Annotated in this window: 22 protein-coding genes and 2 pseudogenes; 11 read left to right on the top strand and 13 right to left on the bottom strand. The window is 61.5% G+C overall.

Annotated elements, in window-relative coordinates; all coding sequences use genetic code 11:
• From argF to arcD, 3 genes are read right to left on the bottom strand one after another with little or no spacing between them, the layout of a single operon-like run.
• Window positions 1-1,002, bottom strand: coding sequence for an ornithine carbamoyltransferase (gene argF / locus LGH82_RS05185; RefSeq protein WP_227347564.1), 1,002 nt, complete (start codon window positions 1,000-1,002; stop codon window positions 1-3).
• Between the two features lie 16 nt (window positions 1,003-1,018).
• Window positions 1,019-2,233 carry an arginine deiminase gene (locus LGH82_RS05180; RefSeq protein ID WP_227347563.1) on the bottom strand — a complete coding sequence of 405 codons (1,215 nt, stop codon included), beginning with the start codon at window positions 2,231-2,233 and terminating at the stop codon, window positions 1,019-1,021.
• Window positions 2,234-2,246: 13 nt separating this feature from the next.
• Window positions 2,247-3,713: an arginine-ornithine antiporter gene (gene arcD, locus LGH82_RS05175; RefSeq protein WP_227347562.1), complete on the bottom strand. Its 1,467-nt coding sequence runs from the start codon at window positions 3,711-3,713 to the stop codon at window positions 2,247-2,249.
• A 237-nt stretch (window positions 3,714-3,950) separates the two neighbouring features.
• Here arcD and LGH82_RS05170 point away from each other — a divergent pair, with 237 nt between their 5' ends.
• Both LGH82_RS05170 and LGH82_RS05165 read left to right on the top strand, forming a co-directional pair.
• Window positions 3,951-4,598, top strand: a complete 648-nt coding sequence (locus LGH82_RS05170; RefSeq protein ID WP_227347561.1) for a BON domain-containing protein — start codon at window positions 3,951-3,953, stop codon at window positions 4,596-4,598.
• A 73-nt stretch (window positions 4,599-4,671) separates the two neighbouring features.
• The gene (locus LGH82_RS05165) at window positions 4,672-5,655 is read left to right on the top strand and encodes a zinc-dependent alcohol dehydrogenase family protein (protein ID WP_227347560.1); all 984 of its coding nucleotides are present in this window, start codon (window positions 4,672-4,674) and stop codon (window positions 5,653-5,655) included.
• Window positions 5,656-5,733: 78 nt separating this feature from the next.
• Here the strand turns inward: LGH82_RS05165 and LGH82_RS05160 are convergent, their stop codons facing one another.
• From LGH82_RS05160 to LGH82_RS05150, 3 genes are all read right to left on the bottom strand, one after another.
• Window positions 5,734-6,264, bottom strand: coding sequence for a cytochrome b/b6 domain-containing protein (locus LGH82_RS05160; protein ID WP_227349488.1), 531 nt, complete (start codon window positions 6,262-6,264; stop codon window positions 5,734-5,736).
• Between the two features lie 43 nt (window positions 6,265-6,307).
• Complete coding sequence (locus tag LGH82_RS05155; RefSeq protein WP_227347559.1) at window positions 6,308-6,586, bottom strand: PepSY domain-containing protein; 279 nt, start codon at window positions 6,584-6,586, stop codon at window positions 6,308-6,310.
• Window positions 6,587-6,670: 84 nt separating this feature from the next.
• The gene (locus tag LGH82_RS05150) at window positions 6,671-6,844 is read right to left on the bottom strand and encodes a hypothetical protein (RefSeq protein ID WP_227347558.1); all 174 of its coding nucleotides are present in this window, start codon (window positions 6,842-6,844) and stop codon (window positions 6,671-6,673) included.
• Between LGH82_RS05150 and LGH82_RS05145 the strand changes: the two genes are divergently transcribed.
• Complete coding sequence (locus LGH82_RS05145) at window positions 6,843-7,340, top strand: sulfocyanin-like copper-binding protein (protein WP_227347557.1); 498 nt, start codon at window positions 6,843-6,845, stop codon at window positions 7,338-7,340. The two genes, LGH82_RS05150 and LGH82_RS05145, sit on opposite strands and share 2 nt — an antisense overlap.
• Window positions 7,341-7,513: 173 nt before the next feature.
• Here LGH82_RS05145 and LGH82_RS05140 read toward each other — a convergent pair whose 3' ends face one another.
• The 6 genes from LGH82_RS05140 to LGH82_RS05115 all read right to left on the bottom strand — a co-directional run bounded on the left by LGH82_RS05140 (window position 7,514) and on the right by LGH82_RS05115 (window position 10,633).
• Entirely contained in the window at window positions 7,514-8,104 is a 591-nt protein-coding gene (locus LGH82_RS05140; RefSeq protein ID WP_227347556.1) for an NAD(P)H-dependent oxidoreductase, read from the bottom strand.
• A gap of 31 nt (window positions 8,105-8,135) precedes the next feature.
• Window positions 8,136-8,522: a hypothetical protein gene (locus tag LGH82_RS05135; RefSeq protein ID WP_227347555.1), complete on the bottom strand. Its 387-nt coding sequence runs from the start codon at window positions 8,520-8,522 to the stop codon at window positions 8,136-8,138.
• The gene (gene cueR / locus LGH82_RS05130) at window positions 8,519-8,935 is read right to left on the bottom strand and encodes a Cu(I)-responsive transcriptional regulator (RefSeq protein ID WP_227347554.1); all 417 of its coding nucleotides are present in this window, start codon (window positions 8,933-8,935) and stop codon (window positions 8,519-8,521) included. Before cueR ends, LGH82_RS05135 begins: the two co-directional genes overlap by 4 nt.
• 283 nt (window positions 8,936-9,218) lie before the next feature.
• The gene (locus LGH82_RS05125) at window positions 9,219-9,566 is read right to left on the bottom strand and encodes a MerR family DNA-binding transcriptional regulator (RefSeq protein ID WP_227347553.1); all 348 of its coding nucleotides are present in this window, start codon (window positions 9,564-9,566) and stop codon (window positions 9,219-9,221) included.
• Between the two features lie 286 nt (window positions 9,567-9,852).
• Complete coding sequence (locus tag LGH82_RS05120; protein ID WP_227347552.1) at window positions 9,853-10,122, bottom strand: rhodanese-like domain-containing protein; 270 nt, start codon at window positions 10,120-10,122, stop codon at window positions 9,853-9,855.
• A 175-nt stretch (window positions 10,123-10,297) separates the two neighbouring features.
• Window positions 10,298-10,633 carry an ArsR/SmtB family transcription factor gene (locus tag LGH82_RS05115; RefSeq protein WP_227347551.1) on the bottom strand — a complete coding sequence of 112 codons (336 nt, stop codon included), beginning with the start codon at window positions 10,631-10,633 and terminating at the stop codon, window positions 10,298-10,300.
• A 125-nt stretch (window positions 10,634-10,758) separates the two neighbouring features.
• On the opposite strand from LGH82_RS05115, the gene LGH82_RS05110 reads away from it, so the two are divergent.
• The 7 genes and pseudogenes from LGH82_RS05110 to LGH82_RS05080 form a co-directional block, all read left to right on the top strand.
• A complete protein-coding gene (locus tag LGH82_RS05110; RefSeq protein ID WP_227347550.1) occupies window positions 10,759-12,051 on the top strand; it encodes an NAD(P)/FAD-dependent oxidoreductase in 1,293 nt (430 codons plus the stop codon).
• 29 nt (window positions 12,052-12,080) lie between these two features.
• On the top strand, window positions 12,081-12,284 hold the full coding sequence (locus LGH82_RS05105; RefSeq protein ID WP_227347549.1) for a DUF2892 domain-containing protein: 204 nt from the start codon (window positions 12,081-12,083) through the stop codon (window positions 12,282-12,284).
• 88 nt (window positions 12,285-12,372) lie between these two features.
• On the top strand, window positions 12,373-13,383 hold the full coding sequence (locus LGH82_RS05100) for an efflux RND transporter periplasmic adaptor subunit (protein WP_227347548.1): 1,011 nt from the start codon (window positions 12,373-12,375) through the stop codon (window positions 13,381-13,383).
• Window positions 13,380-16,646: an efflux RND transporter permease subunit gene (locus tag LGH82_RS05095; RefSeq protein ID WP_227347547.1), complete on the top strand. Its 3,267-nt coding sequence runs from the start codon at window positions 13,380-13,382 to the stop codon at window positions 16,644-16,646. The genes LGH82_RS05100 and LGH82_RS05095 overlap by 4 nt, the downstream gene beginning before the upstream one ends.
• A gap of 19 nt (window positions 16,647-16,665) precedes the next feature.
• Entirely contained in the window at window positions 16,666-17,052 is a 387-nt protein-coding gene (locus tag LGH82_RS05090) for a DUF302 domain-containing protein (RefSeq protein WP_227347546.1), read from the top strand.
• 167 nt (window positions 17,053-17,219) lie between these two features.
• A complete protein-coding gene (locus LGH82_RS05085) occupies window positions 17,220-18,080 on the top strand; it encodes a site-specific integrase (RefSeq protein WP_227347545.1) in 861 nt (286 codons plus the stop codon).
• 12 nt (window positions 18,081-18,092) lie between these two features.
• Window positions 18,093-18,539 (top strand): annotated as a pseudogene (locus LGH82_RS05080) (transposase zinc-binding domain-containing protein); the annotation flags it as partial.
• Between the two features lie 56 nt (window positions 18,540-18,595).
• On the opposite strand, the gene LGH82_RS05075 reads toward LGH82_RS05080, so the two are convergent.
• Window positions 18,596-19,947 (bottom strand): IS3 family transposase gene (locus LGH82_RS05075; protein ID WP_227344189.1). Its coding sequence is split into 2 segments (ribosomal slippage): window positions 18,596-19,611 and window positions 19,611-19,947, totalling 1,353 coding nucleotides; the frame shifts between segments, so codons are not numbered across the junction.
• 85 nt (window positions 19,948-20,032) lie between these two features.
• On the opposite strand from LGH82_RS05075, the pseudogene tnpC reads away from it, so the two are divergent.
• Window positions 20,033-20,707 (top strand): annotated as a pseudogene (tnpC, locus tag LGH82_RS05070) (IS66 family transposase); the annotation flags it as partial.
• Window positions 20,708-21,080 lie beyond the last annotated feature (373 nt).

Below are 21,080 nucleotides of genomic sequence, written 5' to 3'. Positions count from 1 at the left end.
TCAGTTACCGATCGTGGCGACGAGCAGGGCCTTGATCGTGTGCATGCGGTTTTCGGCCTGGTCGAAGACGATCGACGCAGCCGACTCGAACACCTCGTTCGTGACTTCCATGCAGTCGATACCGTATTCCTTCGCAACGAAGGCGCCGATCTCGGTATCGGTGTCGTGGAATGCCGGCAGGCAATGCATGAATTTGACGTGGGGGTTGCCGGCGGCAGCCATCACCTCGCTGGTGACGCGGTAGGGCGTCAAAAGACGAATACGTTCGGCCCAGCCCGATTTGTCCTCGCCCATCGACATCCACACGTCGGTGTAGATGAAATCAGCATCCCGGACGCAGCCTGTCACGTCCTGGTCGAGCCGGAAGCGGGCGCCGCTACGCTCCGCCAGATCCCGGACATGGACGCAGAATTCCTCATCCGGCCAGAGTTCCCTTGGCGAGGCGATGCGCATGTCGATGCCGACCTTGGCTGCTCCAAGCGCCAGCGACAGCGCGACATTATCCCGGCCCTCACCGACAAAGGTGACGGTCATGTCTGAAAGATGCTTGTGCGTGAATTCACGCATGGTCATGAAATCGGCGAGGATCTGCGTCGGATGCGCTTCGTCGGTGAGACCGTTGTAAACAGGCACACCGGCATGCGCGGCAAGCAGTTCAGCCTGATGCTGACCAAAGCCGCGATATTCGATCGCGTCATACATCCGGCCGAGCACGCGGGCGGTATCCTTCATCGATTCCTTGTGGCCGATATGGCTGCCAGTGGGGCCGAAATAGGTGACGTGGGCGCCTTGATCATAGGCTGCCACCTCGAATCCCGTCCGTGTGCGCGTCGAATCCTTCTCGAAGATCAGCGCGATGTTTTTCCTGACAAGACGCGGAATCTCGTGCCCGGCGAGCTTGGCTGCCTTGAGATCGGCGGCGAGCTTGAGAAGAAAGCGGATCTCGTCGGCCGTGAGATCGTCCAGCGAGAGCACGGAGCGGCCATGAAGATTGGTCGACATGGGATTTCCTTTCGGGTCAGATCGGGTCGCGGACAATCGGACAGGTCATGCAGTGCCCGCCGCCGCGACCGCGGCTCAGTTCGGCGCCCTCGACCGTGATCACTTCAATTCCTGCACGGCGCAGCAGCGTGTTGGTGTAGACGTTGCGGTCGTAGCCGATGACCACGCCGGGCTCGACCGCCACGACATTGTTGCCATCATCCCATTGCTCGCGCTCGGCCTCGTAGCGGTCGCCACCGGTGGCGATGATCCGCAGCGATTTCAATCCAAGCGCTTCGGCAACGACTGCCGTGAATGGCTCTGTCTCATCAGTGACCTCGACCGCTGCCTCTGCGTCGCCCGGCCGCAGCGAGAAGGTGCGCAGCCGGTCGACCACCGGCGGATACAGCGTGACGAGGTCGCGATCGCAGAAGGTGAAGACGGTGTCGAGATGCATGAAGCTGCGGTCGCGGGGCATCAGGGCAGCAATCACACGCGTTGCTTCGCCGGCCGCGAACAGACTGCGCGCAAGGCCTCCCACGGCCTGCGGCGTGGAGCGCTCCCCCATGCCGACGAGAACCGTTCCACCCCCGATCGGCATGACATCACCGCCTTCAAGGCTGGTGCCGGTGCCCAAATCTGGCGACACGAAGGGTATGCCACTGTCGCGAAAGCGGGGATGGAAGCGGTAGACGGCTTCGACATTGGCCGCTTCCGGGCGCCGCGCGGGCCAGTACATGGAATTGACCGAGACCGAACCGTAGATCCAGCAGGAGCTGTCACGAGTAAAAAGCTGGTTCGGCAACGGCGGCAGCACGAAATCCTGCGGCGCGAGCGTCCTCCCGGTCAGGCCCTTGGGCTCGAAAGGAAGCTCCGCCCGGGCAATGCCGCCGACTAGGTAAGACGCCAGCTGTTCCGACGGCATCTCGTTGAGCCATCCGCGCATCTCGTCGACCATGTCGAGCCCGACGACGCCGGGATGAACCCGGCGGTCGAGAAGCCAGTCGCGGGCCTTCGCCAGGCTCATTGTCTCAGCCAGGAGCTCCCCGAAGGAATGCACCAGCACGCCGCGTTCGCGCAACGCATCGACGAAAACGTCATGCTCTTGGCGAGCCCGCTTGACCCACAGCACATCGTCGAAGAGGAGCGCCTTGCAATTCTCCGGCGTCAGCCTGCGCAGGCTGAGATCCGGTCGATGGACCATCACCTCGCGCAGCCGGCCGACCTCGGAGTGGACACCCAGGTTTGTCATCGTGCCGATCCTCTCACAGGGGGCTGACGGCGCCGGTCCACATTTCGTAGACAGCGAGGATGGCGACGGCGACGAGGGCTGCCGCGAGTGCGGCTTCGACAGGATGGAACACGCGCTGGTTGGTTTCGCGGCGCGCCCAGATGTAGAAGATGATGCCGGGCGCATAAAGGATCGCGCACATGAACAGGTATGCCGGCCCCGCCGCGTAGACGAGCCACAGCCCGTAGACCGTTGCCAGAAAACCGGCAAAAAGGGGACCGACGCGCTGGTCGCCACTCTCGTAGCTCTCTCCGGTCAGCGCGAGCTTGGCCGCGTAGGCCCCGGAAAAGATGTAAGGCACCAGGATTGCGGCCGACGCGATATAGAACAGTGCCTGGTAGGTGCTTTGCGCGAAAAGCGTGATCACCAGGAATGCCTGGACGAGCAGGTTGGTGATCAGAAGCGAGGTCGACGGCACGCCGCGCGCGCTTTCGCGCCCGAAGAATTTCGGCATCGTGCCGTCCTTGGCGGCGACATGCGGAATTTCTGCCGCAAGCAGCGTCCAGCTCAGGAACGCGCCGATCACGGACACGACAAGCGCGATGTTGATGAGGATGGCACCCCAGGGTCCGACAACAGCCTCCAGTACGCCGGCCATGGAGGGGTTCTTCAGTGCGGCGAGCTCAGGCTGGCTGAGGATGCCGAGCGACAGCAACGACACCAGGGCGTAGAGCGCAAGACAGGTGAAGAAGCCGAGAACCGTCGCCGTGGCGATGTCCTTGCGACGCTCGGCACGGCCGGAAAAGACGCTCGCGCCTTCGATGCCGATGAACACCCACAGGGTCACCAGCATCGTGCTCTTCACCTGTGCGGTGATCGAACCGAGACTGGCGTTGCCCAGACCGGTGAAATCGAGGGACCAGACCTGCAGTTTGAAGGCGACGGCAACAACTCCGACGAACAGCACGATCGGAGCGATCTTTGCCACCGTGACGATGAGATTCACGACGGCGGCCTGACGAATGCCGGCGAGCACCAGGATGTGGATGAGCCACAACAAGATCGACGCACCGAGCACAGCCTGCCAGGTGTTTCCGTCGCCGAAGGCCGGGAAGAAATAGGAGAGGGCGCTGAACACGATCACCGCGTAGGAGACGTTGCCGACCCAGGCGCTGATCCAGTAACCCCAGGCGCTGTTGAAGCCGATGAAGGGACCGAAGCCGGCCTTGGCGTAAGCGTAGGGCCCGGCGTCGAGCTCGGGCTTGCGGGTGGCAAGCGATTGATAGACGAAGACCAGCGCCAGCATGCCGACCGCGGTGATCGCCCAGCCGATCAGGATGGCGAGGGGACCAGCACCAGCAGCCATGTTCTGCGGTAGGCTGAAAACGCCGGAGCCGACCATCGAACCGATCACCAGTGCGGCCAGGGAACCCAGTCGAAGCTTCGTCGGCGTCGCGGTCGCGACTTTCCGAACAGGAATGTTGATATCAGCCGTAGTCATGATGCTCTCCCCAATTTGAAGGCTCTGATGGGAGGCAATGAACAGCAAGATAGGGCCGGCAGCTTTGATGCGGGTCAAAAAGCGATTGCAATTCTAAAAGGTGCGAACTGGGAAAGAATGCGCGTCTCGCTCGATCAGAGATCCTTTGATCTCCATCAACGCTCTTTCGTGGTGACGTGTCCATAATCAGACGGTCAACCAGGCGAGCGCGGCCCGCTCCCGAAAAAAGGTGCAATCATGAACAACAATATTTTGAGGCAGGACATTATCGATGAACTCGAGTTCCAGCCGAGCATCGACGCAGCCAACATCGGTATCGCCGTCGACAACGGCGTGGTTACTCTGACCGGCCACGTATCGACCTATGCCCAGAAGGCAACGACGGAAGAGGCGGTGCGCCGCGTCAAGGGCGTAAAGGGTATCGCGCAGGAAATCGAAGTCCGGCCCTTCGGCAGCAATGTTACGGCTGACGACGAGATCGCCAAGCGTGCTCTGCACTCGATCAGCTGGAACACCGTCGTTCCCGACGGAGCGGTACTGGTGAGGGTCCAGAATGGCTGGGTGACACTCACTGGTAAGGTGGCCTGGCAGTACCAGAGAGCCGCAGCGTACGCCGCCATTCGATATCTGGCTGGCGTGCTCGGCGTGCACAACAGCATCGAGGTGCTGCCACACGCAACGGCGCCCGATGTGAAAAAGCGCATCGAAGATGCCTTGAAACGCAGTGCGGAAGTCGAGTCGAAAGTGATAGAAGTCAACGTGTCCGACGGCAAGGTTACCCTGAAAGGCAAGGTCAACAGCTGGGCCGAACGCCGCACAACGGAGCGCGCGGCTTGGGCCGTGCCCGGAGTGCGTATGGTCGAAGATCACATTACAATCGCTTGACGCATTGGAACGTCGAACGGAAGCGGATCACGATCCGCTTCCCTTATTCAATGCGGCACACTCAGGAGCGGTCATGAGAGCGATGGTGCTCGAAAAGGTCGGCGCCCCTTTGAAGCTGGTCGACAGGCCCGATCCCATAGCTGGGCCGGGAGAGATCAGGCTGAAGGTCGAGGCATGCGCTGTCTGTCGGACCGATCTGCATGTCATTGATGGTGATCTTCGTCATCCAAAACTGCCGCTCATCCCGGGTCACGAAATCGTCGGCATCATCGATTCCGTCGGCAAGGGCGTTGCGCGTTCCAGGATCGGGCGCAGAGTTGGCGTGCCTTGGCTGGGGCACACTTGCGGGCATTGTCCTTACTGTGTCGCAGAAAATGAGAATCTCTGCGTTCAGCCAGATTTCACCGGCTATACACGCGATGGCGGCTTCGCCAGTCATGTCATTGCCGACGCGCAATTCGCCTTCGATCTGGACCCGGATGTCGACGCCGTATCCCTGGCGCCGTTGCTTTGCGCTGGCCTGATCGGCTGGCGGTGCCTGAAGAAAGCCGGCGACGGCAAGCGGCTCGGGGTCTACGGCTTCGGCGCCGCTGCGCATATCGTCGCCCAGATCGCAATCTGGCAAGGTCGTGAGGTGTTCGCGTTCACCCGGTCGGGCGATAGGCAAGCGCAGGAATTCGCCCGCTCGCTCGGTGTGACTTGGGCCGGCGGTTCGGATGAATCTCCGCCCAGGCAGCTCGATGCCGCAATCATCTTCGCCCCTGTTGGTGCCCTGGTGCCGATCGCGCTTGGCGCTGTCCGCAAGGGTGGCCGGGTGGTTTGCGGCGGCATCCACATGAGTGACATTCCTGCGATGGCCTACGAATTGCTCTGGGAAGAACGGGAACTAATGTCGGTAGCAAACCTGACGCGCCGCGACGCGGAAGAGTTCTTTCCCGTTGCGAAGAGTGCGCGGGTTCGCACGCATACCAGAGTCTATCCGCTGGAACAGGCCAATCGGGCGTTGGACGATCTGAGACAAGGGAGATTGAGCGGCGCCGCCGTCCTTGTGCCGTGATTGACAATCAACGAGCGGGATCTGCCCGTTCCCCCAAATTGTTGAGGATGCGAAACGGGCTTGTGCATTGGCAGATCGTCAGGCGATATCCGTGCGCTCGGCTTTGCGTTTTCGCCCCGTGACCATGGCCCGGGCAAGGTTTTCGCGATGGCGAAAGCTTGCCAGCGCGACGCCGCTAATGTGAAGGAAGACGAGCATCAGCAGGCCGTGCGCCGCCACGCTATGCGCGGCCTCGACCCACGGCACCCCGAAATAGGCGTCCGTTGTCATCAGCCAGCCGGTCAGCGCGGTTGATCCCATAGCCGCAATCAGCACAATCACCATCGCGCCGCCGGCCGGGTTATGGCCGATGTAGCGGGCTTCGCGACCGCTCAGCAACGCCGAGAGGTAGCGTAGCACTGTTCCTGGATCACGCACGAATTGAGAGAACCGCGCATAGGGCGTGCCTAGAATGCCCCACAAGAGCCGCATAGCGACCAGTGCGGCAGAGGCGTAGCCGGCCCAATGGTGAATGTCCTCCGAGGAATGAGAAGTGAGCCAGGCAGTGACGAAGCTGATCACCAGCGCCCAGTGGAAACTCCGCACGACACGGTCCCAGACGCGCACCATCTCTGGAGATGGCTGCGCGTCCATGGCGGCCGGAACGGTCTGATCAGTTCTCGCCGGCTTCGGCATTTTCGAGCTTTTCAAGGGTCTCGGCATTGTAGGCCAGGTTCACTTTCTTGCCGGCCTTGTCGACCGCATAGACTTCGTAGCAGCCCTTCTCGACCTTGACCTGGCGGACGGTGAGGCCTTCACCGGTCAACTGCGCCTCGAGCGTTGCCTTGGGCTTGAACTGCGATTTCGGGGCGGTGCTGCAGCTGCCGCCGGCGGCGAGCGCCGGTCCTGCAACCATGCCGGCGAGAGCGGCGAGAACGAGTGTGCGATACATGATGGCTCCATTCGGGAAGTTGGGCGCGGATGTTGCGCCTGCGGTTGGGATTTCAATCGGTCGTGTCAGACGGCGATTTCACCGTCATTGGTGCGACATAGCCAATTCAACCTGACAACTGGCTGACAGATCATCGGGCCCGTTGATGGGCTTGCGCCGGTCAGTTTGATTTGGCGCAAGGACGGCAGATGCCTCCACGAGCAGGATGACGGTCGGGACGTAGAGCACTTCGGCTGCCGTCTTGAAGGAGATTGCCATGAAAATCATATCGAGGAGAGCTGCGCTCGGGCTTGCCGCCGCATTGTTCATGGCCGGCAGTACCGGCGCCGTCCATGCTGCTGCGCTTGTCCAGGTCTCGCTATGGGACAAGGGCGCGAGTACCGAGATGCCGATGGGGCTCGCCTATGCGACGCCGGGGCTCGATCTCGCCAAGGCGACTATGGGCATCAAAGCTTTGCCCGGTGCGGTGAAGGCCGGGGAGGTCACGTTCAATGTGAAGAATGACTCCAAGGACACCGTTCACGAAATGATCGTGATGTACCTTGCCGATCCCGGCAAGCCGCTTCCTTACCTTGAGGCCGAGAACCGGGTCGACGAAGACAAGGCTGGCGACAAGGGCGAAGTTTCGGAGCTTGATCCCGGCAAATCAGGCACATTGACCGTCGAACTGAAGGCTGGAAAATACCTGCTTATCTGCAACGTGCCAGGTCACTATGGAGCCGGCATGTGGGCCGAATTTACCGTCGATCCATAGGCCCTAAAGCCGGCAGCCTCTTGGCCGGAACCTGCGACTGTCGCAGTTTCGAAGCTTGCCTGGATCGCAGTCTTGCCGGTTTGGGCGCCGCATAAGGCCTGGTGGCTCTGGCTTTATTTGCGGCGCCGGCAAAGCATGGCTTTGAACCGCGGTCCCGGTTCCTGGATCGCCAGCTAAAGCCCACGCTCACCGAGCTTGCGCATTTGTCCGATCCATTTCGCGCGGGTCGCATCGCTGGCGCCAGCGACCATGCCGAACAAGGTCTCGCGCACCGGACTGATGCCGACAAAATGCAGGATGCTTCGCCGCATGCCGGCGATGCCGTGTCCGAGGAACCATAGGCGGTAAAGAACAGAAGGCATGCCCATCGTCACCACGACGCGCGCAGAGCGGCCGCGAAGCAGCGTCCTGGTGAACCCGCTGCCCTTGTCTGGGTACGCAAAGGCTGTTCCTGGTCGCATCACCTGCTCCAGAAATGCCTTGAGCATGGCCGGCATGCTTCCGAGCCATAGCGGGAAGAAAAAGACAATGTGCTCGGCCCAGACGATCGCTTGGGCGGCGTCCTTGAGGCTGTCGGGCACCGCACCGTGCTCAAACTCCTGCATCGTGCGTAGCATCGGAAAATCGAGCGCTGCCAGATCGACCTGGCGGACGGCGTGTCCCGCCTTCTCCGCGCCCTCGCCATAGGCCCTGGCGAGACCGCGGCAGAGGCGGTCCGGGGACCGGTCGGGATGGCCGACCACAATCAGGATGCGTCGCGACATGGTCTACTCGCAGGGAGCTTGGCCCGAGGCGTCAAGGCCGTTCGACCCGTGCCACCTGGTAGGTGTGCATGGCGCCGTTGCGTTCGATCGACACGTACTCACCTGTCACGAACCGTTCATCGCCGAGATGGAAGCCGATCTCGTCGTCGCGATCGCCGTCGGCATAGTCGAAATACCATTGCCCGCCGGGCTTGCGCCTCAGTCGGCCGATCAAATCCTCCTCGCCATTGCGAAACCGGCGAACACGGCAAGAGGCCTTGTGCGATTTCCACTCTTCCGCATCAATCTGGCCTTCGCCGGTCAATGGAGCGAGCACGTCATAGCCCTCTTCGCGGTCGCCTTCCGGATGACCTTTCTCGCGGGCGAGCAGCAACCGGACATTGCGGAATTTCGGGGTGAGGTCCTTCAAAGTGGTCATGGCGAACTCCTTTCACGGAGTTCCATAGAGCGGTCGCAGGGCATAGCCCTTGATCCGCAGTCCGGCCTGTCGTCGCCATGACAGTGCTCGACAAGGTGATGCAGCAGATGCCGCAGTCCAATCAGCTCGGCGATCTTCCTGTCGATCTCCATCAGCTTGGCTAGCGCGACCGCCTTTACGTCGGCGCTCTCGCGGTCCTTGTCATGGTAGAGCGACAGCAACTGGCGGCACTCGTCGACCGAAAACCCGAGACTGCGCGAGCGCTGCAGAAAGCGCAGGCGGTGAATGGCGGCGGCCGAATAGTCACGATAGCCATTGTCCGTCCGGGCCGGGCGCAGAAGGCCGATATCCTCGTAGTAGCGTATCGTCTTCGAGGGCAGACCGGATTTTTCTGACGCGAGGCCAATGTTCATGGAAATCTCCTTCTCGAAAGCGACGATGAACTCGGTCCGGCAGGCATGCCCGCACGTCGACAATGCGCATCACGTCACGCAGTGACTATCTCCTCCGCCAATCTAGTGGTTCCAGTTGCTGGAAGGTCAAGCGCGGTTTTCGATGATGGTTGGAAGGCCCGGCGACGGCGAGCCGTACCAGGTTGGAAATTGTTGCGGCAAGTTGGCTCTTAAGCTCCGGCCGGACTCATGACGGCATGCAGCCGATCGACCGTCCGGCCGGAATCCAGTTCCTATGCAGGGATCAGGACGGCAATGCGGTGCACGCCGACCGCCTTGCTTGTGTTCGTCGCCTCGTCGGTCTTACCCTTGGCGCAGTATACATGTCGCCTTCCTTGAGCTTGAATTCCTTGTCCGCTTTCTTGATTGTAAATGTACCGGCGGTAATGGTGCAGACCATGTCGTTGTCCATCATCGTTGCCGGAGCGTGTGCGCCGGGTTGAAAGACAACGTCGACAATCGCCATGCTCTTGTAGGCGGGGATATCGGCGTTGCCGGTGCCGACCTCGACCACTCTGACGCCGATATCCTCGTAGTACCGGATAGTTTTGGGCGGCAAGCCTGATTTTTCGGACGCGATACCAATGTTCATGGCTGAAATCTCCGGGTCGCGGGGGAACGTAGACCTTCCGGTAGATGGAAGGTCAACACACCGTCGGTCCCGTTTAAAAGACAGCTTTGAAGGCAAACTCAGTGACCTTTCGGCTTGGCGCTCCAGGTTGTGCGGTGCACATGGATTGAGCGGCTTCGTTGACTGACGCCGGCCGGGGCAGTTGTGCCTTCCGCCGCGACGTCCATGGACATGCTCCCAACCGCGAGGATCATTTTCTGTTCCGCTGGGCCGCAACTTGACCTCTTATTCGAAAACGCCGTCGCTATCAGCTTGCCGACGGGAAACCTTGCGCACGCCAGGCGCTGATGCCGCCGCCCTTATGCGTGTCGTGCGCCTGTCCCGCAGCCATGGCGATGGCTATCGCTTGCGATGACCGGCCGCCGGCGTGGCAATAAAACACGACGGGTTTGCCGGATGGAATGCGGTCCATCTCGTCACGAAGCCTGCTTAATGGAATATGGACGGCGCCGGCTATATGCCCAGACGCCCACTCGCCGTCCTCCCTGACGTCCACAAGCGTGACGGCGTCACCCATTCTGGCGCACTTGCGTCGGGGTCAGCGTCCTGGCTGCCGACCGCGTTCCAAATCCAAACATTGTAATTCTCCTGTTTCCTGCGAATCCGGCCCTGTGCCGCCTTTGAGATATTCGAAGCCTTCTGCTCAATTTGGCCAGGCGAGCGACGGCGAGGGTTGTCGCCATCGCTTCTCGTCAGGAACAGAAAGCCGAATGAAGCGCTTCGACAACCGTGAGGACTTCTGGCCGGGTGATGCGGTAGTAGACGGTCGTGCCATCGCGGCGCGATTCAACCAGGCCGTCAGCCCGCAAGCGCATGAGTTGCTGCGACATCGGCACCTGGTCAATACCCAGCAGTTCGCGCAGCTCCGCCACCGAGCGCTCATCCTTCCCCAACGCGCAAAGGACCAGCAGCCGTTGCGGATGGGATAGGCTCCTGAGCAGGTCCGCTGCCTTTCCCGAAGCCGGGATCATCTCTCTTACATTCATACTCTTGAATTTATAATCTTTGAATGTTAAATGCAAGCCCATCGGTCTGGCTTGCGAACGGCACGACTTACAATCGGGCCGCCCGCCTTGGGAAATTGAGCCAGATCAACACAAGCCTGCTGCCTTGCTGTCAGTTTGCTGGAACGAGAAACATCGGGAGGAACCCCATGTCACACATAGTCGTCCTTGGAGCCGGTCTTGGCGGAACCATCATGGCCTATGAAATGCGCGCGAAGCTGCGTAGCGAGGACAGCCTCACAGTCGTCAATCTCGGCACATCCTATTCCTTCGTGCCTTCAAATCCGTGGGTGGCGGTCGGCTGGCGCAACCGCGACGACATCTCTGTCGACCTCGCCGCAATTTTCAAGCGGCGCAATATCGCGCTCAAACCCGAGGGCGCCAAGAAAGTGTATCCGAAGGAAAACCGGATCGAGCTCAATGACGGTACGCTTGTCGACTACGACTACCTGATCATCGCGACCGGGCCGGATCTCGCATTCGATGAGGTGCCCGGCCTCGGACCTGCTGGATATACGCAGTCTATCTGTCACATCGACCATGCGACCGCCACCAAGGCGAAGGTCGATGAACTCGTCCGCAATCCGGGCCCTGTGATCGTCGGCGCCGTCCAGGGGGCATCCTGCTACGGACCCGCCTACGAATTCGCCTTCATCCTCGACACCGCGCTGCGCAGGGCCAAGGTGCGCGACCGGGTGCCAATGACGTTCGTGACGCCGGAGCCCTATATCGGTCATCTCGGCCTGGATGGCGTCGGCGATACCAAGGGTCTGCTCGAGAGTGCCATGCGCGATCGGCACATCAAGTGGATCACAAACGCCAAGGTGTCGTCAGTAGACGCTGGAACCATGCATGTGGAGGAAGTGAACGAGGACGGTTCGGTGAAGGCCAAGCACGACCTGCCGTTCACCTTCTCGATGATGCTTCCGGCCTTCCGTGGTGTGCCGGCGGTGAAGGACATAGAGGGCTTGGTCAATCCGCGCGGCTTCGTCACGATCGACAAGCATCAGCGGAACCAGACTTATCCGAACATCTTTTCGATCGGCGTCTGCGTCGCCATTCCCCCAGTCGGCAAGACGCCGCTGCCGGTTGGTGTTCCAAAGACCGGCTTCATGATCGAATCCATGGTCACTGCGACGGCGGAAAACATTAGCGCACTGTTGCGCGGCGAGGAACCGCGGGCTGTCGCGACCTGGAATGCTGTCTGCCTGGCCGACTTCGGCGACGAAGGCATTGCCTTCGTGGCGCAGCCGCAGATCCCGCCACGCAACGTCAACTGGTCATCGCAGGGTAAGTGGGTGCACGCGGCCAAGGTCGGGTTCGAGAAATACTTCCTGCACAAGGTCCGTCAGGGCAAGAGCGAGACCTTCTACGAGGGACTGGCACTCGACTTGCTCGGCATCAAGAAGCTCAAGGCCATTCACATGGAGCCGGCCGAATAGGCACGGCGCAGATTTCAGGAGACAAGATTATGACGATCGACAAGGCAGTTCTGATGTTCGCGGGGTTCATGGTGCTGATCTCCGTCGCGCTCGGTTATTACTATTCTCCCTACTGGTTCCTGCTGACCGGCTTTGCCGGGCTCAACATGGTGCAGGCTTCGCTTACCGGCTGGTGCCCGGCAGCTATTGTCTTTAAGAAAGTTGGCTGCAAGAGCGGCGTCGCCTTCAAGTAACGCCCGACTTTCCAGGATTGGCGTCCAATGCGGGAGGTGCCTTCGCGCCTCCCGTCCTTTCAATTCGTTCCAAGAACGGCACATTGCGATGAGATACGCACGAATCCTCCTGGCCAACGGGGTTCTGCTCGGCATCACGCTGCTCGTCAACGGCGGCGCGTTTGCGGGGGACTTCACGGTCAAGGCAGCCACCGTCATCGAGATGAAGGCCGTTTACGGTCAGGTTGAGAGCCGCACGATCGTGCCGGCACGCGCGCGCATTTCCGGTACCATCACCGAGGTGCGGGTGACGGAAGGCCAGGTCGTCAAGAAGGGTGACGTGGTCGCTACCGTCGTCGACGACAAAATCGCTCTGCAGCTTCGCGCAGCCGATGCCAAGATCGGCGCCCTCAATTCGCAAATGGAGAATGCCAAGACCGATCTTCAGCGCTCCCAGGACTTGCTGGCCAAAGGCGCTGCGACCCAGAGCCGGGTCGATGCGGCTCAGACCCAGTTCGACGTCATCACGAGCCAGCTGGCGGCCGCGGTTGCCGAGAAGGCCGTTACCCAGCAAAGTGCCAAGGAAGGCGATACTTTGGCTCCGGCCGACGGTCGGGTGCTGACGGTTCCAGTGACGGCCGGCTCGGTGATCATGGCAGGCGAACCGGTCGCCCGGATCGCTTCGGGACAATACTATCTGCGACTGTCGCTGCCGGAGCGGCATGCGACGGAGATCACGGAGGGGGCCCAGGTCGATATCGCCGAACGCGGTGCCGGCGCGGATGGCGGTTTCGTGAAGGCCCGCCAGGGCCGGGTCGCCAAGGTCTATCCGGAGATTGAGAACGGCCGCGTCATCGCCGATGTCGAGGTCGCCGACATCGGCAGCTTCTTCGTCAACGAGCGCACGCTGGTGTCGATTCCAGTCGCGAAGCGAACCATGCTCAGCGTGCCGCCGCAGGCGGTCAACACGGTGCATGGGATCGACTACGTTACAGTCAATACGGCGGACAGACCGCTCGGCGTGGCAGTCGTGCTGGGCGAGCGGTACCAGGATGGCGGCCAGCCGCGGGTCGAGGTTCTGACCGGCCTCGCCGAAGGCGACAAGGTCGTCGTGCCATGAAACTTGGCATCGCCGGCGGGCTCACCCGCTCTTTCATCGCCTCGCCGCTGACGCCGCTCTTCTTGTTGGCTGCGCTGGCACTCGGGCTTGTGGCCCTCGCCACGCTGCCACGCGAGGAGGAGCCGCAGATTTCCGTGCCCATGGTGGACATCCATGTCGCGGCCAACGGGCTGAAGGCGGAGGATGCCGTCAAGCTCGTGACCGAGCCGCTGGAAACCATCATCAAGGGCATCGACGGTGTTGAGCACGTCTACTCGCAAACCGTGGACGACGGTGCGCTGGTGACTGCCCGCTTCAAGGTCGGCACCAGTTCCGACGCCGCCGTTTTGCGTGTTCACGACAAGGTGCGCGCCAACATGGACCGCATCCCGGTTGGCATACCCGAGCCGCTCATCGTCGGGCGTGGCATCGACGACGTGGCAATTGTGGTGGTGACGCTGACCCCGACGCCCGAGGCGGCCAGTCGCTATTCCTCTGCCGATCTGACGCGGCTGGCGCACGAGCTGCAAGTCGAGGTCGCCAAGCTGCCGGATATTGGCTTGACTTACATCGTCGGCGAACAGCCGGAAGCGATCCAGGTCGAGCCGGACCCTGAAAAACTCGCTCTCTACGGCATCACACTGCAGCAGTTGACGGCCAAGATCACTGGCGCCAACAGGTCCTTCCAGATCGGCACGGTGCGCGACGAGGGCAAGCAGCGCGTGCTGGTCGCCGGCCAGACCCTGCAGACGTTCGCCGACATCGGTAACCTGCTTCTGACAGCGCGCGACGGGCGGCCGATCTATGTACGCGACGTGGCCAGAATTGTGTTGGCGACGTCACCGGCGGAGAACTGGGTCACCAACATCATCAAGTCCGATAAGGGGCTTGAACGGGCGCCGGCCGTGTCGCTGGCGGTGGCCAAGCGTCCGGGCACCAACGCCGTTGTCATCGCGGATACGATCGTCAAGCGCCTTGACCAGGTGCGGGGGGAAATTTTCCCGAAGGACGTCGAGATGATCGTGACCCGCGACTACGGCCAGACCGCTAACGAGAAGGCCAACGAACTGCTCTTCCACCTCGGCCTCGCGACCATCTCCATCGTCGTGCTTGTTGCGGTAGCCATCGGCTGGCGCGAGGCGCTGGTGGTGGCCGTTGTCATCCCGACGACCATCCTGCTCACACTGTTTGCCTCGCGCATCATGGGTTACACGCTGAACCGCGTCAGCCTGTTCGCGCTCATCTTTTCCATAGGCATCCTGGTCGACGATGCGATCGTGGTGATCGAGAACATTGCCCGGCATTGGGCCATGGATGATGGGCGGTCCCGCAAGCAGGCGGCCATCGACGCCGTAGCCGAGGTGGGCAATCCGACCATCGTGGCGACGCTCACCGTCGTCGCGGCGCTCCTGCCGATGTTGTTCGTCTCTGGTCTGATGGGGCCATATATGAGCCCTATTCCGGCCAACGCCTCGGCGGCAATGCTGTTCTCCTTCTTCGTCGCGGTGACGCTGACGCCTTGGCTGATGATGAAGTTCGGCAAGAGGGGCCACGCCTCGGCGCATGCCCATGATGCCAGTAGCCCCGGTGGCGCGCTCGGTCGCGCCTATATCGCGGTCGCAAGGCCCATCCTGAAGTCGCGATTTCGGTCGTGGACCTTCCTGCTTGTCGTCGGCGCCGCGACCGTGGCTTCGATGGTGCTCATCTACACCAAGCAAGTCACGGTGAAGCTCTTGCCGTTTGATAACAAGACCGAATTGCAGGTGGTTGCTGACCTGCCCAAAGGCTCCTCTGTCGAGGACACCAACCGGCTGTTGCAGGCCGTGGTGAATCGCCTCGCCGATGTGGCTGAGGTGGTCTCGTTCCAGACCTATGCCGGTACAGCAGCGCCTTTCAACTTCAACGGCCTTGTGCGCCATTACTATCTTCGCTCTGGGCCCGAGCAGGGCGACGTCGCAGTCAACCTGGCGGGAAAGGGTGAGCGCAGTCGTCCAAGCCATGCCATCGCCCTCGACATCCGCGAGCGGCTGAAGGGCATTGCCATGCCAGAAGGCACCGTACTCAAGGTGGTCGAGCCACCGCCTGGTCCGCCGGTACTTGGGACATTGCTCGCGGAGATCTATGGGCCTGACGCCGAGACGCGCCGCGCGGTGGCGACGAGGGTGCGCGAGACGTTCGCCTCGATTCCGTTCATTGTCGACGTCGACGACAGCTTCCACAACCAGCCGCAGCGTGTGCGTCTGGCGATCGATCAGGATAACCTCGAATACTACAAGGTCGAGCAATCCGACGTGTACGATACACTGAACTACCTCTACGGCGGCACGACGGTCGGCTATTCCCACCGCGGCAGCGGCCGCCAGCCGATCCCGATCCGCGTGGCGCTCTCGAAGAGCGACGGCGTCGTAGACCAGCGTGCCCTTACGACGCCGGTCCCGGCGAACGCGCTACCCGGCGCACGCGACGTGGTGGAACTCGGCGACGTCGTGAGGGTGACGCGTGAGCCGGCATCCTACCCGATCTTCCGCCACAATGGCCGGCCCGCCGAAATGGTGATGGGTGAACTCGCGGGCGAATTCGAGGCGCCCGTTTACGGCATGCTCGCCGTCGACGATGCCATCGCCAAAGCGGATTGGGGTAACCTGCCGAAACCGACGATCGCGCTGCACGGGCAACCGGACGACGAATCCAAACCTACACTTCTGTGGGATGGGGAGTGGGAAGTGACGTGGGTCACCTTCCGTGACATGGGCGCGGCCTTCATAGTGGCGATCCTGGGTATCTACATTCTCGTCGTCGCGCAGTTCGGTTCGTTCAGGCTGCCGCTGGTTATCCTGACGCCGATCCCGCTGACCCTGATCGGTATCATGCTCGGCCATTGGGCCTTCAATGCGCCGTTCTCGGCCACCTCGATGATCGGCTTCATAGCGCTCGCCGGCATCATCGTGCGCAACTCGATCCTGCTGGTGGATTTCATTCGCCATTCCAAGGGCACCGACAGGCCGCTGGTCGACGTGTTGCTCGAGGCTGGCGCAATCCGCTTCAAGCCGATCCTGCTCACCGCGATCGCAGCGATGATCGGGGCGGCGGTCATCCTGACCGACCCGATTTTCCAGGGGTTGGCGATTTCGCTGCTGTTTGGCCTCGCCTCGTCGACGCTGCTGACGGTGCTTGTCATCCCCGCCATCTACGTGGCGCTTCGAGGCGGCTCGAAGCCGGGCACCGACAGCGACGCGCCGGCAGAAACCCCAACGACCAATCAACCAACCTCAGCTCCCGCCTGAACCAATAAGGACAAAGACCATGAGCTACTATTTTTCCAAGACGCTGAACTCCAGCTTCGAAGCGGCGGTCGAACACACGACGGCCGTTCTGAAGGATGCCGGCTTCGGCATCATTACCGAGATCGACGTCAAGGAGACGTTCAAGAAGAAGCTGGGGATCGACTACCGCAACTATCGTATCCTTGGCGCCTGCAATCCCAAAATGGCGCTTGAGGCGCTGTCGATTGAGGACAAGGTCGGTACGATGTTGCCTTGTAACGTCATCGTTCAGGAACTGGGCGAAGGGCAGGTGGAAGTCGCTGCGATCGACCCGGTTGCCTCGATGGCTGCGATCGAGAACGCGGCGTTGCGCGGCCCGGCCGAGCAGGTGCGCACCATGCTGCGGGGCGCGATCGAAAGCCTTTGAAGCATTGTGATGTACGCACACCTGCTAGAGCGGGATGAACTGAGGCTGAATCGGCGGGGATTGAACGAAGCCGCTGACGCGGCATTTGGCGGGTGGGTTTGCAGTTGAGGCTTCTGTTTTGAAGGATTGCGGCTGTTGAAGCGCAATCTTGGAACAGGAGCACTGAGATGGCCGAGTTGAGCCCTCTTCGCCGGCGCATGATCGAAGACATGACGATCCGCAATCTGTCGCCGGCCACGCAACGATCCTACGTGCACGCGGTGGCGAAGTTTTCCCGCCATTTCGGCCGATCCCCTGACCGCCTTGGCCTTGAAGATGTCCGCGCCTTTCAGGTGCATCTGGTCTCGACCGGGATCTCGTGGCCGGCGCTGAACCAGACGGTGTGCGCGTTGCGGTTCTTCTACGGCGTGACGCTCGGCCATGCCGAGATTCCGGAACGGATCGTCTATGCCCGCTCGCCACGCACGCTGCCGGTGGTTCTCAGCGCCGACGAGGTCGTCCGCTTCCTGGAGGCCGTGCCGAGCCTGAAGACGCGCACGGCGCTGACGACGGCCTACGCAGCGGGTCTTCGCGCCTCGGAGACCGTCGGGCTGAAGGTCGGCGATATCGACAGCGGCCGCGGCGTCATACTCGTTCGTCACGGCAAGGGCGGCAAGGACCGCACCGTGATGCTGTCGGCGCAGCTTCTTCGGATCCTGCGGGCCTACTGGCGACTGGCGAAGCCGCAGGGCTGGCTGTTTCCCGGCCGCGCCCCCAATCGCCCCATCGACGTGCAGGTGCTGTATTCGGCCTGCCGCTCGGCGCGCGCCGCCGCCGGCATCGACAAGCGGGTGACGGTGCACACGCTCAGGCACTCATTCGCCACGCATCTGCTCGAGAACGGCACCGATATCCGCATCATCCAGGTGCTGCTTGGCCACAACAATCTTTCCTCGACGGCACGCTACACCAAGGTCTCGAACGGCCTCATCCGGCGCACGACGAGCCCGCTCGACAGGCTCAACATCGAAGTGGTGCCGCCGGGCTGACCGGTTCCGCCCATGTCGGCGAGACTGGAGGTGGCGGATATCTTCGGCCGCCACGGCGAGGCGTATCGGCAGGTTCATGACGGCCATCTCGGACGTGTCGAGCGGCGTGTGATGAGCGCGATCGAGCTCTGCCGGACGGCCGAGCTCGGCGGCCATGTCGAGGGCTGCCGATCCTGCGGGGCGATCCGCGTGGCCTACAATTCCTGTCGCAACCGGCATTGCCCAAAATGCCAGGGACAGGCCTGCCGCGACTGGCTCGCCGCACGCGAGGCCGAACTCCTGCCGGTTCCCTACTTCCACGTCGTGTTCACGTTACCGGCCGAGGTCGCCGCGATCGCCTTCCAGAACAAGGCGGCGGTTTACGCCATCCTGTTCAGGACCGCGGCCGAGACGCTGCGCACGATCGCCGCCGATTCCAAACATCTCGGCGCCGAGATCGGCTGTCCGTCGTCAGATCATTTGGCTCAGATTGGATCGCAGATTAGCGGAGTGTCGGCCTCATCTTGGGGTTGATGTTAAGCGGCGATCTTGCGGTGCTGCAAGCGCCGATGTTGGATGGTTTGGCGTTTGATCCTTTCTCGCTGTTTGATAATGGCTGCGGCCCTGCCGAAGTAGGCGTCGGCTGGCGTTACGTTGGCCAGGCTCTCGTGGTAGCGTCGATGGTTGTAATGTTCGACGAAGGCTGCGATCTGGGCCTCAAGGTCGCCGGGCAGAAAGTAGTTCTCCAAGAGGATTCGGTTTTTGAGGGTCTGGTGCCAGCGCTCGATCTTGCCTTGGGTCTGGGGATGCATTGGAGCGCCCCGGACATGGCTCATGCGTTGGTCCTGGATATAGTCCGCCAGTTCGCCGGCGATGTAGCTGGGGCCATTATCGCTGAGCAGCCGAGGCTTGTGGTGCACATGGGCCTGGTCGCACCCTGAGGCAGTAAGTGCCATGTCCAGCGTGTCGGTGACGTCCTCGGCCCGCATGGTGCTGCACAGTTTCCAGGCGATGATGTAGCGGGAGTAATCGTCGAGCACGGTCGACAGGTACATCCAGCCCCAGCCGATGATCTTGAAGTAGGTGAAGTCCGTCTGCCACATCTCGTTGGGTCGCGTCGTCTTGGTGTGGAACTCGTTCGCCGCCTTGATCACCACATAGGCCGGGCTGGTGATCAGATCGTAGGCCTTGAGGAGCCGGTAAACGCTGGCTTCTGACACGAAGTAGCGCGTCTCGTCGGTGAACCGTACTGCCAGTTCGCGCGGGGAGAGCTCGGACTGCTCCAGCGCCAGTTCGATGATCTGGTCATGGATGGCAGGCGGGATGCGGTTCCACACCCGGCTCGGCGCCGAGGGCCGATCCTGCAGCGCCTCAGGCCCGCCCTCGACATAACGGTCATACCAGCGATAGAAGGTCCGGCGCGGGATGCCCAGTCGGTCCAGCGTTTTGCGGGTTGGCAGGTGTGACTGCTCGACGATCCTGATGATCTCGAGCTTTTCGGATGCGGGATATCTCATTCTTGCTCGTCCCCATCCGCGATCATGCTTTTTTTGAGCAGACGGTTTTCCAGTGTCAGATCAGCGACGCATTCCTTCAGCGCGCCGGCCTCCCGGCGCAAATCCTTGACCTCGTCGCTGGTGGCAGCACGAGCGGTATCACCCGCCAATCGGCGCTTGCCGGCCTCCATGAACTCCTTGGACCAGGTGTAATACAGGCTCTGCGCGATCCCTTCCTTGCGGCACAGCTCGGCGATGCTGTCTTCGCCGCGCAGCCCGTCCAGCACGATCCGGATCTTGTCTTCCGCTGAAAAATGCCGCCGGGTCGCCCGGCGAATGTCCTTTACCACCTGCTCGGCAGGCTTCTTGGCACTTGAGGATTTAGGGCTCATCTTGGTTCCTTCGTCGTGACGACGAGATCAAAACCCTCCTTAATTCACAACCTCAAATCTGGGACACAGGTGCTGACGGGGAACACCGCAGGCCTTCCTCGGCGAATACCGCGGCATATTGATGAGCGATGGCTATACCGCCTGGCGCACGCTGGAAGGTGCAATCCATCTTGGCTGCATGGCCCATTCCAGACGGCGCTTCGTCGAGGCCTTCAAGGCCAGAAAGAAGGGTGGCGGACCGCCGGAGCAGGCTCTCCGGTTCTTCGAACAGCTCTACCGGGTTGAAAGGCAGGCGCGGAACGAAAAACCGGACAAGGGTGAAACGCAGGCCGACGGCATTCGCCGCTTCCGCCAGCAACACAGCATCCCCGTCCTGAACGCCCTCAAGGAATGGCTCGACGAAATCGCCCCAAAGGTCTTGCCTGACAGCAAGCTCGGCGACGCCGTGTCCTATACCCGAAACCAATGGGATTATTTGACGCGCTACACCCAGGACGGCAGGATGCCGATCGACAACAACCTTCTGGAGCGCGACATCAGGATTTTTGCAACGGGCCGGAAAAGTTGGCTGTTCAGCGATACCGTCGAGGGAGCAAGGGCCAGCGCCACCGTCTACAGCCTGATGTTGACCTGTCGCGCCTGCGGTGTCGAGCCGTTAGCATGGTTGCGCCACGCCCTTACCGAGTTGCCTCAGCGCACCGAAGACGCTGATATCGAGGATCTTCTGCCCTTCAACTTCCCCAAAACCGCCACTGCCTGATCAGACCAAATGCCGGGCGAAGGCGATCCCTCAAAAGCGACGCCGTCAACGTGCAGGGAAAATCGCGCTTACCGATGATCGCCAACGCTGTCGTCGTTGAAGGTCAGTACATGGTCCATGCCCTGCGTCGCTAACCAAAGGATCTCTTCGATGGCACCTTCCCGGCCAAAACCGGGGAATCGCGAGTGCCGGCGCGAGATAGACCTTGTGATTGCCGTAACCGCTGGCATTCGGCGCTTCACGGAAGCCCCTGCGAGTCGTTGGCATCAGCGCGGTGGCGTCTTGTAGGGTAGAACAAATTCCAGATCGTTGCTTACACTTTATACCGTGGATAATATCACAATCCGCTACTTTCCCTGTTCTTCATCTGCTA

Origin of the sequence: Mesorhizobium sp. PAMC28654 (assembly GCF_020616515.1) — a bacterium.
In the GTDB taxonomy this organism is placed as follows: domain Bacteria; phylum Pseudomonadota; class Alphaproteobacteria; order Rhizobiales; family Rhizobiaceae; genus Mesorhizobium.
This window is presented reverse-complemented; position numbering and strand designations above follow the sequence as displayed.